The sequence below is a fragment of the Pseudoalteromonas shioyasakiensis genome, assembly GCF_001550135.1.
In the GTDB taxonomy this organism is placed as follows: Bacteria; Pseudomonadota; Gammaproteobacteria; order Enterobacterales; family Alteromonadaceae; genus Pseudoalteromonas; species Pseudoalteromonas shioyasakiensis.
In genome coordinates this window covers 382,425-395,649 of record NZ_LRUE01000014.1, presented here as the reverse complement: position 1 = coordinate 395,649, position 13,225 = coordinate 382,425, and the positions used below count along the sequence as shown (strand labels likewise).

Genomic DNA, 13,225 nt, shown 5'->3' with positions numbered 1-13,225 from the left:
AACTAGTAGCGTGTTTATTTAAACATGAAAATTCGCTTTTTTATTATTACTTTCTACCAGACTAATTAACTAATTGCTAGGCAAAAGAAAGCTTTACAATAGAAGGCACTAATTTCAGATAAACCGAGTGATGGTTAATACTTAACTTTTGAACATAACCTTTACGTGTTAGGTATATAGAGATAGATAGGAGAGCTGCAAAGTTAGATGTTAATCTTTAAGCGAATCTAAAATGTATTAAGTAACAGTAATCAATTTAGCGCTTTAAGCACCTTCAAACTTTACTACACGCGAACGGCCATTCTCTTTAGCAAAATAAAGTGCTTTATCAGCATTATTCAAAAGCTCATCAAGTGAAATGCCATCTTTACCATACACAGCAACACCTGCGCTAAACGACATGCCTATATTTGAATTATCAGGTGTCATTAGCTTTATGGTCTTAGTTGTTTGTAGTAGTTTTTCGGTATTGGCAAAACAAACCGTGTCTTTATTGTTTATTTGGATAAGGCAAAACTCTTCGCCGCCAAGTCTTGCAAAGTAACACGTATCATCAATACTATCTTTTACATGCTTCGCAAATGTGACTAATACTTGGTCGCCAAAATCATGGCCAAATGAATCATTAAAACGCTTAAAGTGATCAAGATCGATAAGAGAAACAGTACAACTAAAATCTTTATGATTTGATTGTAATTGACTGAATTTTGCAAACAAGGCTCGCCTATTTGGCACATTTGTTAGTTGGTCAGTATGGGCGAGTTCAAACATTTGCTTACTGTAGTCTTCTAACAATGAATTTGTTCTGTTAAACAAAAACTGGTTTCTCTTAAGTTCGGTTATATCCTCAACTTCAACAATGACGTGCTCACCTACTACATTGGCAGTAAACCTAAATATATGACGATATGAAGCATCATTAATTTCTACTTCAAGCTTATCAGTATCAATTTCTAATAATTTTGAAATAATTAATTGTACTAAGCCTCTGTTAGTTGGATTGTTCGATGCATTTAGATAATGCTGTGCAACAAGTTGAAATGAGTTGTTTTGAAATACTTCCTTGTGTTCATTAGCCGAAAAAACAACGACAGGTAACTGCAAATAATTTAAAACAGAATAATCCGCGTAGTTTTGTTCTAATGACATACGATAAAGTCTCGTTTTGTTTCAAGCTTAGCTATGACTTGCTTCGCGTCATCTTCTGATATTCCTTGTTCAGAAAATGTAAGCGACAAGATATTTATCATTTCTTGCCAATCTTTAAGATTAATACCTAAATTTTTATGGGCTTGTGCTAGCTGTTCATCACTGATGTAATCAGGTCCACCCATTAAAGATGAGATAAAACTTGTTTGATGATGAATCAGCCTTTCCATATTGGTATTTTTAAAATGTGTATTAAGGGTTTCTGACTTCAAAATATTGTCATAAAACTTTTCTATGACGATATAAATTCGAGAAAAACCACCGTATTTGATAAACAAAGAAGATTCCACACCGAGTCCTGTATTATCGATAAACATTTAACTAGCTAATAAGGCACCACAAAAGATGACAATAAAGTCTGCAAGCTATTGATATTTAAATTATAGAAAGGAAAAGAGATTTTGCATTTTTTGAATAAGCAAATAATGGGATTATTCTCATTTGTTGCACGTGAATATTATTAGCCCCTCTTACACACAATACCTGTTGATTAAAAATCTTAAATCTAAAGATAAGCTGAGATTGAAATTCACCCCAATATAGTATGATGTGTTCTTTTTATCATTAATGACTATCACAACGAATAATCACGTTCTACTTTAGCAATACGCGTTGTAAACGCACTGTACCATTTGTCTCTGCCGAGCTGCTGGGCGTTTAAGTGCTCAACGTTTTGTTTCCAGGCTTTTATTGCATCTAAGCTTTGCCAATACGACACCGTAATACCCAAACCATCACGAACAGACTCCATACCTAAATACCCGGGTTGTTGCTCTGCAAGTTCCACCATTCTATTGGCCACGTCTTCATAACCGGCGGTATCATCCGATAAGGTATTCGTAAAAATCACGGCGTAATAAGGGGGTTTTGGTGTATTCGCTATCATAGCTGTTACTTCCCTCTACTTGGTTCAAAACCATCATAACATGGAATTTCTTCGTCAAATGTATCCCAATTTGCTTTAGAGCTTACAAAGTTATGACTGAGCGGACGCTCGTTTATATCGCTATCTAATAAACCTAAACGAATACGTAAGCGGCTTGGATCATCTTTATTCTCGCTATAAATAGGCGAGCCACAACAGCTACAAAAATAGCGAATTCTGCCGGGTTTAAATTCAAACGCGCTTAGATGCTGCTTACCTTCTGTGAGGTTAAAACCATCTCGTTGAATAAAGCCATTGGTGGCGTAGGCTGTGCCGGAATTTTTACGACATAAAGAGCAATGACAATGAATAATTGAGTCTATGCCACCAGCAATAGTTACTTTTACTTTGCTGCACAAACAACTTCCTTGATACATAGCCCCTCTCAGGTTTAAAGATTAATAACCGCGATGCTTCCAAAACTCAGTGGCAGTGCCTTCGGCTTCCTTTAATAAATTAAAGGATTTATCAGCAATTATATGGCCATTTAACTCAATAGTCATGCGCCAAATACCAACTTTATTATCAACAGGTGCCCATATCGTATCACCTAAATAAAACTGCCAATCGTTTGTTTTAACGTACTGTTCACCCTCAAATGGTGGCATGATCTCGCCATCTTCATCTGGAATATCTGGATGGTAAACACAAAATTTAATTTTTTGTCCTTTGGCCTTTTTAATATTAACAATAAAACCAAATTCAATATCTAACTGTGCAGGAACGTCTGTTGTAAATTCGGTAATTTGAGGCAGGTCTTTATCTTTTGCATCCCAATGACTGTAAATGCCGTAACTTTCAATACTGGTAATTGGTTTGGCTTTTGCCATAGCTGCAAGCGCTCCTTTTTAATAATGAGGCGCTATTTTATAGTAGCAACCCTAGCAGAACAAGATTGTACTATTATAGTAATTAACTAACGTATTTTACCCAATGTGCGTCATGTTCTTGAAAACCACATTTAGTTAAAAGTTTAATACTGGCGCTGTTATTTTGGTTAACTAAAGCTAACACACTGTTTAGCGGAGCAGGTACAAAGGTCGTGAGTTTTTCAAATAGCATATCTAGTACCTTTTGCATTATTCCTTTGCCAAAGTATTGTGACGATAACTCAAACCCCAACATGCCCTGCCCGTCAATTATGTTAAATATGCCTACGCTGCCAATAACCTGCCCACTACTTCGTAAAACAATAACTAAACGAATGCCTTGTTGATTATAAAAACGTTCTATGTCGCCTTGAATAAAGTCGTACACGTTACCTTTCGTTATATCAGCATCGTAATCGTTAAATGTTTGCACTTGGGGATCCTTTAAAATATCCCATATCGCTTGGCAATCTCTATGACGAATTGGGCGTAAGTCAAAGGCTAAGTCATCGTGGTTAGACACGTTAATTTCTTCTTTTTGCTTTATGAGCTGGCATTATTGTCTTACTATAAACGCAATTTCAAGCAATTAGATTAAGTTCGATGAGTGAAGAATTTAAAGTAATTCAACCTACCACTACAGTTTACTGTAAAGAGCGCGGTGAAGGCTGGACCTTAACAGGGATCACCAGTATTGATGAACACACATCTGTGATGTTCGATGGTGTAAGGTATACCTTACCGGCCCGTGAAATTGTTGAGGTGTTATTGCCACAACAACTCGAGCGAGAGAAAAACCAACAATAAAAAAAGCCAGCATCAGCTGGCTTTTTCGTTTTTAAGATTAACGTAATGCGTTAATACGCTCATCAAGTGGTGGGTGAGATGAGAATAATTCAGCAACACCTTTACCGCTTGCAATACCAAACGCCATCATTGAACCTTCTAGTTGTGATGGGTGGTTTTGTTTTAAACGCTCAAGGGCGCTACGCATTTTATCTGCACCAACTAATTTAGCTGCACCAGCATCCGCAGAGAATTCGCGTTTACGGCTATAGTAAGCAACAATCACACTTGCTAGAACACCAAATAACATTTGGAAAATCATATCGAACAAGAAGTAAGTCCAGCTACTACCGCCCTCTTCCTCATCACTATTAAGGAAGTTATCAACAATACCTGCCAATACTTTCGCCATAAAGATAACAAAGGTATTCACTACACCTTGAATAAGAGTAAGCGTTACCATGTCACCATTTGCAATGTGGGATACCTCATGAGCCAATACCGCCTCAGCTTGATCTTGATTCATGTTGTGTAATAAACCTGTGCTCACAGCCACCAGCGAGTTGTTCTTACTTGGACCAGTCGCAAATGCGTTCATTTCAGGACTATCGTAAATAGCCACTTCTGGCATCGCGATACCTGCTTTTTTCGCTTGCGCAGCTACCGTCGAAACTAACCATTGTTCTGTTTCAGAACGAGGCTGTTCAATAACATGTGCACCGGTTGATTTTTTTGCCATCCATTTCGACATAAATAACGAAATAAACGAGCCACCAAAACCAAATACAGTTGAGATAACTAAAATGCCGCCTAAACTGCGATGGCTAATACCCAGTACGCTCATCACAATAGACAACACAATACCTAACACTAGCATTACCGCTAAGTTTGTAAGTAGAAACAAAAATACACGCTTCATAAAAACCTCAGAATAAACATACCAATTGTATTAACTAACGACATGGTTAAAAATCGTTAGTTAATAAAATTATCTGGGTGTTCTACCAACTAAGTTTAGGGCTTATGCAATTGGTTGCAAGGAACTAATTGCAACCAATTGTGACAGAGTATGTCAAAAGTAACAACTCAATTATTATGGGTTGATAGATAAAATTTCAAGTAAGGTTTTGTAAATTTTTAATTTAGGGGTGCCGTCTGTATACGGACTAATCGCTAAAAGCGGGAAAGGTAATGCTGATTTTAGTGTTTCTAAATTGGCCTCTTGTTCACGCATGTTTGGGTCTACATGATTTGCTATCCAACCCACACAATTTACACCGAGCGCTTTAAAGTGAGCCGCTGTCAGTAGTGCGTGATTAAGGCAACCAAGCTTCATGCCTACTACTAGCACAACATTAAGGTTTTGTGACTTAACCCAATCGCTGAGTAAATCGGTTTCGTTTATAGGTAAACACCAACCGCCTGCACCTTCTGTAAGAATATAATCGGTATTGAGTGCTTTTACATTTGCATAAGCAGTATCGAGCTTATCAAATGTCAGTCTGTCACCTACTTGGGCAGCTGCAATATGCGGTGCAATGGGTGGCTCATAGGTAAAGGGGTTAACAATATTATACTTAACCCCAATTGATGAGCTTTCCATTAAGGTTAATGCATCATCATTCACTAGCTGACCAAATGCTTCTTCTGCACCTGCTGCAATAGGTTTAAAACCCACCGCACGCTGTTTATGTTGCGCTAGTAAGTTTAATAATAAACTAGTGACATGGGTTTTTCCGGCATCGGTGTCTGTACCCGTGATAAAAAATTCTTTCATTTTTGAGTTAATTCTTTTTTTCTAGTTCTAAAAGGACAACTTGATAGCTCACTCTAGCATGCCCATCAACCAGAGGGTATGCTCTACAAACACTATTAAGTGCCTGCCTTGTTAATAACCCTTGGCGTTTTTGCTTAGTTTGCAATGATGTAGCACCAATTGCTTTTATTGAACGCAGTGCTTCTAATGGAGAGTTATAGGCATCTATATAACATCTATCAGCTGCAAAGTTCAGTTTAAACCCCGCCAATTTTGCATACTCAATAATATGACTAGCACCATGAAACTGATTAATATGGTTTTGCTCATCTAAACAAGCAAAAGCCTGTTTGATTTCTGTAAGGGATCCATCTACAACACAGCTTAAATAAACCTTGCCGCCTGCTTTTAGGGAGTAAAAAAGACTTTTAAGTAGCCCTTTTAAATCAGCAGACCATTGCATTGCAAAATTACTAAACACACAATCTAGCGAATTTTGCTGTAATGGTAGGTTATCCATATCAGCACACACTTTTAAACAATGCGGGTTTTGCTCTGCGCTTAGCATGGAATGACTTAAATCCATTGCTAATACAGTATCAAAGTGTGTTTTAAGCATTGCCGTGTTAACTAAAGGCCCAGCACCTAAATCAAGGCAAGTACCCTGCTGATGTTTACTGGCCATCATTTTGAATAAGTGCGCAGCCGCTTGTTTTTGAACATTAGCATGGCTCGCGTAATTTGCAGCCGCTTTAGAGAACTTAGTTTGTGTTGTTAGCTTATTACTGTGTTGAAAGCTCAAAGGCGCTTGCAGTTGAACACTCATAAACACTCCACTAGCGAATCAACAAGCTGTTTTATATCGTCAGCTTGATGTGCGCTACTTATGGTGACTCTAAGTCGTGCCGTATTAAAAGGCACCGTTGGCGGTCTAATAGCGGTTAACCACACGCCTTTCTCTTTAAGCTTATTAGCAACGGTAAGCGTGTGTTCTGCATCGCCCAATACCAAAGGCTGAATAGCCGTTGTTGATTCCATTAATGCTAAGTTATGCTCTTTGGCAAGCGCTCTAAAGTAGGCAATATTCTCTGAAAGCTGAGAGCGTCTCTTATCTGCTTTTAGTAACTTTTCGAGTCGTTCAAGAGTACAACTTGCCATCAGTGGTGACATTGCCGTTGAATAAATGTATTCACGATTAAACTGCAGCATGTAATGAATCATTTTCTTTGATGCAAGCAGGCAAGCACCACTACTTGCTAGTGCCTTGCCAAAGGTGATGATCAGTAAATCAGGCTTGATTACCTCACAACTCCCTAAGCCTTGCTCGCCTAATACGCCAAAGCCATGGGCGTCGTCAATCATCAACCACGCATTGTATTGTTTAGCAAGTTTACAGAGCGCTTCAATGGGGGCTTGATCGCCATCCATCGAAAACACCCCTTCGCTCACTATGAGCTTATGCTTTGCTTTTGACTTTTGTAACCGAGATTCTAAGTGCCTAAGGTCGTTATGATTAAACCGCACCATGGCAGCGGCAGAATGAAGGCCACCATCGATTAGGCTGGCATGATTAAGCTTATCTTGAAAAATTGCCGATGATTGCGCCACGCTTTTATCTTGAAACAACGCTTTTAATACGCTGCTATTGGCACTAAACCCGCTGCTAAATAACATGGCGCTTTCATAGCCTAATAACTCACATAAACGCTGTTCAAGCTGTTGTTGTGGTTTATTATAACCATTCACTAATGCTGAACTGTGGCTACCTAGATGCTGCGCTTGTATTTCAATAAAATCATCAGCAAAGCCAAGGTAGTCATTACTGGCAAAATTTAAATACTGTTTACCTGCAACCTGAATAAAGCGCCCACTTGATTGCTCAACAAGTTGGCGCTTTCTCAGTAATGCATCTGCTTGTCGCTCAACAAGATGCTCGGCAATAAAATCAAAAGCCATTTAAATATTACGCTTCGTAAAATAGTTCTGATGTTGCTTTATCAGCAACTTTTGATGAAAGTGATGCTGCAACCGCTTCATCAGAATAATCTTCACGGGTTTCTGGGTTCATACCTAATTTTTTAATCAGCATCATGTCAGCGTCTGCTTCAGGGTTTTCTGTAGTCAGTAGTTTATCACCGTAGAAAATTGAATTAGCACCAGCAAAGAAACACATAGATTGCATTTGTTCATTCATCGCCGTACGACCAGCTGATAAACGAACATAGCTTTTCGGCATCATTATACGTGCAACAGCAATGGTACGAATAAACTCAAAGTGGTCTAAGTCTTCGACATCTTCAAGTGGCGTGCCTTTAACCTTAACCAACATATTAATTGGCACACTCTCTGGCTGCTGCGGCAAATTAGCTAATTGCATTAATAAACCAAAACGGTCAGCAGCCTGCTCGCCCATACCTACAATACCGCCAGAGCATACTTTCATGCCGGCATCACGCACGTTATCGATAGTGTTTAAACGGTCTTGGTAAGTACGGGTTGTAATGATCTGCTGGTAATACTCAGGTGATGTATCTAAGTTATGGTTGTAATAATCAAGGCCCGCGTCTTTTAATGCATGGGCTTTTTCGTTATCTAGCATGCCAAGGGTCATACAGGTTTCAAGGCCTAGCTCTTTAACCTCTTTTACCATTTTTGAAATATAAGGCATGTCACGTTCTTTCGGATCAGACCACGCAGCACCCATACAAAAACGGGTTGCGCCTTTTTCTTTGGCAACACGCGCTTGCTCAACCACTTTTTCTACTTCCATAAGGCGTTCACGGTCTAAGTCTGTTTTATAATGACCTGACTGAGGACAATATTTGCAATCTTCTGGGCAAGCACCGGTTTTAATCGATAACAAAGTAGAAATTTGTACTTCATTTGGATTGAAGTTTTCACGATGCACACTGGCCGCTTTAAATAACAAATCATTGAACGGCATTTCGAATAATGCTTTTACTTCTTGGTGAGTCCAATCGTGACGGACAACTGCGTGCTCCATAATAGTCTCTTTTTTTAAATTATTGGGACGGTTTGATTGGCTTAGTCTACGACTTGACGTAACATTGTCAACGAACTGAAGCGATATAAAGTTTACATATGATTAATAAACAACCAATAGATTTAGATTTTGATCGTGAGCATATTTGGCACCCTTATACTTCTATGACTCAGCCCCTTCCCGTTTACCCAGTCAGTCATGCCAATGCAAATCGTATTTTCTTAGAAACAGGCGAAAGCCTAATAGATGGTATGGCCTCTTGGTGGAGTGCGATTCATGGTTACTGCCACCCTGTTTTAAATGAGGCAATCACTACACAGGTTAGTAAAATGAGCCATGTCATGTTTGGTGGTTTAACTCATGAGCCTGCTGTTGAGCTGTGTAAAAAGCTAGTCAGTATGACACCTGAGTCACTCGATAAGGTGTTCTTAGCCGACAGTGGATCTGTGAGTGTTGAAGTAGCAATAAAAATGGCTCTTCAATACTGGCTTAGCCAAGGTTATACCGGCAAACAAAAACTAATGACACCGCTTAAGGGCTACCACGGCGATACCTTTGCAGCCATGAGCGTTTGCGATCCGGTTAATTCAATGCACAGCATGTACTCAGGGTTTTTACCTGAACATGTTTTTGTACCTGCGCCGAGTGCTAAATTTAATGGCGAGTTTAGCCCTGCAGAAGCTGATACGCTTGAAAGCTACTTTGCAGCTCACCACCAAGATGTTGCTGCATTTATCATTGAACCCATAGTACAAAATGCTGGGGGCATGAATTTTTACCACCCTGATTACTTAAAACACTTACGCATTCTGTGTGATAAGTATGATGTTTTACTTATTTGTGACGAAATCGCTACAGGCTTTGGTCGCACCGGCACCTTGTTTGCTGTTGAACACGCCAACATAGAGCCAGATATTTTATGTATTGGCAAAGCATTAACGGGCGGCATGATGACGCTCTCAGCGACATTAACCACCAGCAAAGTAGCTATTGGCATTAGTGAAGGTGAAGCCGGCGTATTAATGCATGGCCCAACATTTATGGGGAACCCACTTGCATGTGCCACAGCCTGCGCGAGTATTGATTTACTATTAGAGCAACCATGGCAAGAACAAATTGAACATATAAATGATGTATTAACAACCCAGCTTACTAAGTGTAAGACGCTTGATGCTGTCGTTGATGTGCGAACATTGGGGGCAATTGGAGTTGTTGAGCTTAATCAAGCTGTTGATGTAGCAAAAATTCAACGCTTTTTTATAGAGCAAGGTGTGTGGATACGCCCATTTGGTAAATTAATTTATTTGATGCCGCCTTACATAAGCGACGAACAAAGCTTAACTAAGTTATGCAATGCTATTTATGCAGCCATTGAACAACAGGCGTATTGATAAACCAGGCAATTAAAAAAGGAAGCTAATGCTTCCTTTTCCTTTAAACTTTACCATTCAAACATATAAGCCATTTTACTGATCATTCGAAGCGGTACTTTATGTTCACAGCGCTTGGCGTAAAGATGCTGCAATGATTTATCTTTAATTTCACCAACGATCACTTCTTTTACTTGATAACCCAGTGCGGTAGCCGCTTGTGCATAGGCGATAAATTCCCACTTTTTAATATTAGTGTTATCAACAATTACTAACGGAATTTCTTCTGCTAAGGCATTAATAAAGCGTGCAAGGTTTAGATTGTGATACTCAGATAACTTGTACTTATCAAATTGATACACACCTTCGCTATTGTAAAAATAATCATCTGTTGCGCACACGACATAATCACTTTCATTACCAGCTACCAACTCATCAGCAAGGCTTTGTGCGTAATATGATTTACCTGAGCCTGGTAAGCCGCGAAGAATAAAAACTTGTTTCATAGCACCTGTTATACAATTTAATTAAAGACTAAAGGACAGTTATCCTGTTGGGAATTGTTAATAATGCCACAAAATAACCAATTAGCGCAGCGAGAATTTAAATAAACGCAAATTTTACGCAAAATATTGCTGCTATTTTACTCAATTGAAGAAAAACTACTAAAGAGTACGCCTCAATAGTTTTTTTATTTGATTTACGAGGGTAAGATAGTCGATTCAAGTGCAATGCACAGCATTATTATATTAGGCAACTTATATCATTGGAGTGAAGATGAGCCATTTAGCGATTTCAGAGCTATTAAAAGGCAAGGTTGCGGTAGACAGCCAAGTAACAGTAAAAGGCTGGATCCGTACACGCCGCGATTCAAAAGCAGGAATTTCATTTTTAGCCGTTCATGACGGTTCGTGTTTTGATCCTATTCAAGCGGTAGTACCTAATTCACTCAATAATTATGATGAAGTAACACGTTTAACTGCAGGTTGTTCTGTATCTGTAACAGGTGTTCTTGTGCCTTCTGCAGGTCAAGGTCAGTCTTTCGAAATTCAAGCTAACTCTGTAGAAGTATTAGGTTGGGTTGAGAACCCAGACACCTACCCTATGTCTGCGAAACGTCACAGCATTGAATATTTACGTGAGCACGCACACCTTCGCCCTCGTACTAACATCATGGGCGCGGTAACCCGTGTACGTAACTGTTTAGCACAAGCGATTCACCGTTTTTATCACGAGCAAGGTTACTACTGGATCAGCACACCGATCATCACTGCAAGTGACTGTGAAGGTGCCGGTGAAATGTTCCGTGTATCTACTTTAGATATGCAAAACTTACCACGCACAGATAAAGGCGACATCGATTACAGTGAAGATTTCTTCGGTAAAGAAGCATTCTTAACAGTATCTGGTCAATTAAATGGTGAGACATATGCCTCAGCAATGTCAAAAATCTATACCTTTGGCCCAACTTTCCGTGCTGAGAACTCAAACACATCTCGTCACTTAGCCGAGTTTTGGATGGTTGAACCTGAAGTTGCATTCGCAGATTTAGAAGATATCGCAAAACTTGCTGAAGACATGCTGAAATATGTTTTCAATGCAGTATTAACTGAACGTCGTGATGATATGGAATTCTTTGCACAACGTGTTGAGAAAACAGCTATCTCTCGTTTAGAAGAGTTCGTTACTAAAGATTTCGCACAAGTTGATTACACAGATGCTATCGAAATCTTAAAAGCGTGTGGTAAGAAATTCGAATACCCTGTTGAATGGGGTGTAGATTTACAGTCTGAGCACGAACGTTACCTTGCTGAAGAGCACTTTAATGCGCCAGTAGTTATTAAAAACTACCCGCGTGATATTAAAGCCTTCTACATGCGTCAAAACGAAGACGGCAAAACAGTGGCAGCGATGGACGTAGTTGCACCAGGTATTGGTGAAATCATCGGTGGTTCTCAACGTGAAGAGCGTCTAGATGTATTAGATAAGCGTCTAGAAGAAATGGGCTTAAACAAAGAAGATTACAGCTGGTACCGCGACCTACGTAAATACGGTACTGTACCGCACTCAGGTTTTGGTCTAGGTTTTGAGCGTTTAGTTGCATATGTAACAGGTATGGGTAACGTACGTGACGTTATCGCCTTCCCTCGTACAAAAGGCAGCGCGACTTACTAATAAGTAACGCCACATAATTTAAAAGCCGCTTTCGAGCGGCTTTTTTGTGTGTAAATCATTAAATATTTTAAAGTTTACAGCCTAAAGAATTAGCAAAGCCAGACACATTGCCTATATTGATAGGAAGCTAACTATTTAGGAGTTTGTGTCTATATGCTATTTCGCTCTATTAAAGCCCTTTTGCTATCTACAACTCTTATTTCTGCACATAGTGCGTATGCAATTGAAGAAAATATTTATTCGAAGCCTATTTTTATTGCTGGCTCAACCACAGTGACAGAATTATTAGTCGATATAAAAGACGACTTAAGCCAAGAATTTGGAAATAGTATACAAATTAGGCCAATGGGCAGTGACAAAGGGATTAAAGCCATTGCCGATAATGTAATTGATATTGGCACCAGCTCTCGATATTTAACAAAAGAAGAGCAACAACGCTGGCCCTTTTTGCGGCAAATAATCATAGCCCAAGATGCAATCGCATTTTTTGTAAATAAAAACTTAAACATCACTGAACTTACCACTAAAGAGCTGAGGGATATCTACCAAGGAAAACTAAAGGCGTGGTCTGAGGTTTCTCCTTATACTCCCGAGCTAAGCGCAAAAAATGATGAGATCCTGCTTTTTAGTAAAGGCACTAGTCATGGTAGTTTTGATGTGTTTTTGGAATATTTAAACTTAGATTATATACAAGAGCCAGGCAGTAATTACATACGCCTAAAAATGGCGGGTAATAGAGGTTTATTTTCTAAACAAAAAGTAGAGCTTTATGATCAGTTCAATCAAGCGCTGGGTATAGTCCAGCGTATTCCAAATGCCATTGCCTATGATTCATATGGCGCTATTAGTAAATTAGAAAATGACAGACGTATTAATCGAGTAACGTTACTTGAGATCGACGGTGTAAGCCCTTCTGTTGAATCAATTCAAAGTGGCGACTATGCCTTTGTTAGACCACTTGTGCTAATAGTAAACACACAATCACCCCGCTCAAAAAAGATTGGCGACAAGCTCGCTGTGATTGTTAAATCAAACAAGATACAACAGAAAATGCTTGAGTTTGGTTACCTTCCGGTAAAATAGTTAAACGAAAAAAAGCTGCGCACCTAAAAAGGTGAACAGCTTTTAACA

The 13,225-nt window shown here is 39.1% G+C and carries 16 protein-coding genes; 4 read left to right on the top strand and 12 right to left on the bottom strand.

Annotation, left to right across the window (positions count from 1 at the left end; genetic code table 11):
- Positions 1-264: 264 nt before the first annotated feature.
- From PASHI_RS09080 to PASHI_RS09055, 6 genes are all read right to left on the bottom strand, one after another.
- Entirely contained in the window at positions 265-1,149 is an 885-nt protein-coding gene (locus PASHI_RS09080; protein WP_062565342.1) for a GGDEF domain-containing protein, read from the bottom strand.
- Positions 1,140-1,526 carry a group I truncated hemoglobin gene (locus tag PASHI_RS09075; RefSeq protein WP_062565341.1) on the bottom strand — a complete coding sequence of 129 codons (387 nt, stop codon included), beginning with the start codon at positions 1,524-1,526 and terminating at the stop codon, positions 1,140-1,142. Before PASHI_RS09075 ends, PASHI_RS09080 begins: the two co-directional genes overlap by 10 nt.
- Before the next feature lie 257 nt (positions 1,527-1,783).
- Positions 1,784-2,095 carry an antibiotic biosynthesis monooxygenase family protein gene (locus PASHI_RS09070; protein ID WP_062565340.1) on the bottom strand — a complete coding sequence of 104 codons (312 nt, stop codon included), beginning with the start codon at positions 2,093-2,095 and terminating at the stop codon, positions 1,784-1,786.
- A gap of 5 nt (positions 2,096-2,100) precedes the next feature.
- Positions 2,101-2,511 (bottom strand): GFA family protein, encoded by a 411-nt coding sequence (locus PASHI_RS09065; protein WP_062565339.1) that lies wholly within the window; start codon positions 2,509-2,511, stop codon positions 2,101-2,103.
- A 21-nt stretch (positions 2,512-2,532) separates the two neighbouring features.
- Positions 2,533-2,964 (bottom strand): DUF3859 domain-containing protein, encoded by a 432-nt coding sequence (locus tag PASHI_RS09060; RefSeq protein WP_062565338.1) that lies wholly within the window; start codon positions 2,962-2,964, stop codon positions 2,533-2,535.
- 82 nt (positions 2,965-3,046) lie between these two features.
- On the bottom strand, positions 3,047-3,526 hold the full coding sequence (locus PASHI_RS09055; RefSeq protein WP_062565337.1) for a GNAT family N-acetyltransferase: 480 nt from the start codon (positions 3,524-3,526) through the stop codon (positions 3,047-3,049).
- Positions 3,527-3,606: 80 nt separating this feature from the next.
- Here PASHI_RS09055 and PASHI_RS09050 point away from each other — a divergent pair, with 80 nt between their 5' ends.
- Positions 3,607-3,810, top strand: a complete 204-nt coding sequence (locus PASHI_RS09050) for a hypothetical protein (RefSeq protein ID WP_054561447.1) — start codon at positions 3,607-3,609, stop codon at positions 3,808-3,810.
- A gap of 37 nt (positions 3,811-3,847) precedes the next feature.
- Here PASHI_RS09050 and htpX read toward each other — a convergent pair whose 3' ends face one another.
- The 5 genes from htpX to bioB all read right to left on the bottom strand — a co-directional run bounded on the left by htpX (position 3,848) and on the right by bioB (position 8,549).
- Positions 3,848-4,708, bottom strand: a complete 861-nt coding sequence (htpX, locus tag PASHI_RS09045; protein WP_054561446.1) for a protease HtpX — start codon at positions 4,706-4,708, stop codon at positions 3,848-3,850.
- Between the two features lie 174 nt (positions 4,709-4,882).
- Positions 4,883-5,566: a dethiobiotin synthase gene (gene bioD, locus PASHI_RS09040; protein ID WP_062565336.1), complete on the bottom strand. Its 684-nt coding sequence runs from the start codon at positions 5,564-5,566 to the stop codon at positions 4,883-4,885.
- A gap of 7 nt (positions 5,567-5,573) precedes the next feature.
- Positions 5,574-6,371 (bottom strand): methyltransferase domain-containing protein, encoded by a 798-nt coding sequence (locus PASHI_RS09035; RefSeq protein WP_062565335.1) that lies wholly within the window; start codon positions 6,369-6,371, stop codon positions 5,574-5,576.
- Positions 6,368-7,501, bottom strand: a complete 1,134-nt coding sequence (locus tag PASHI_RS09030; RefSeq protein WP_062565334.1) for an aminotransferase class I/II-fold pyridoxal phosphate-dependent enzyme — start codon at positions 7,499-7,501, stop codon at positions 6,368-6,370. Before PASHI_RS09030 ends, PASHI_RS09035 begins: the two co-directional genes overlap by 4 nt.
- Before the next feature lie 7 nt (positions 7,502-7,508).
- Positions 7,509-8,549, bottom strand: a complete 1,041-nt coding sequence (gene bioB / locus PASHI_RS09025; RefSeq protein ID WP_054553903.1) for a biotin synthase BioB — start codon at positions 8,547-8,549, stop codon at positions 7,509-7,511.
- Between the two features lie 98 nt (positions 8,550-8,647).
- Here bioB and bioA point away from each other — a divergent pair, with 98 nt between their 5' ends.
- Positions 8,648-9,940, top strand: coding sequence for an adenosylmethionine--8-amino-7-oxononanoate transaminase (gene bioA / locus PASHI_RS09020; protein WP_062565333.1), 1,293 nt, complete (start codon positions 8,648-8,650; stop codon positions 9,938-9,940).
- 50 nt (positions 9,941-9,990) lie between these two features.
- On the opposite strand, the gene PASHI_RS09015 is transcribed toward bioA, so the two are convergent.
- Complete coding sequence (locus PASHI_RS09015) at positions 9,991-10,425, bottom strand: ATP-binding protein (protein ID WP_054561441.1); 435 nt, start codon at positions 10,423-10,425, stop codon at positions 9,991-9,993.
- 271 nt (positions 10,426-10,696) lie between these two features.
- Here PASHI_RS09015 and asnS point away from each other — a divergent pair, with 271 nt between their 5' ends.
- Together asnS and PASHI_RS09005 are read left to right on the top strand one after the other, a co-directional pair.
- Positions 10,697-12,094, top strand: a complete 1,398-nt coding sequence (gene asnS, locus PASHI_RS09010) for an asparagine--tRNA ligase (protein WP_054553906.1) — start codon at positions 10,697-10,699, stop codon at positions 12,092-12,094.
- A 153-nt stretch (positions 12,095-12,247) separates the two neighbouring features.
- Positions 12,248-13,177, top strand: coding sequence for a substrate-binding domain-containing protein (locus tag PASHI_RS09005; protein WP_062565332.1), 930 nt, complete (start codon positions 12,248-12,250; stop codon positions 13,175-13,177).
- Positions 13,178-13,225: the final 48 nt, after the last annotated feature.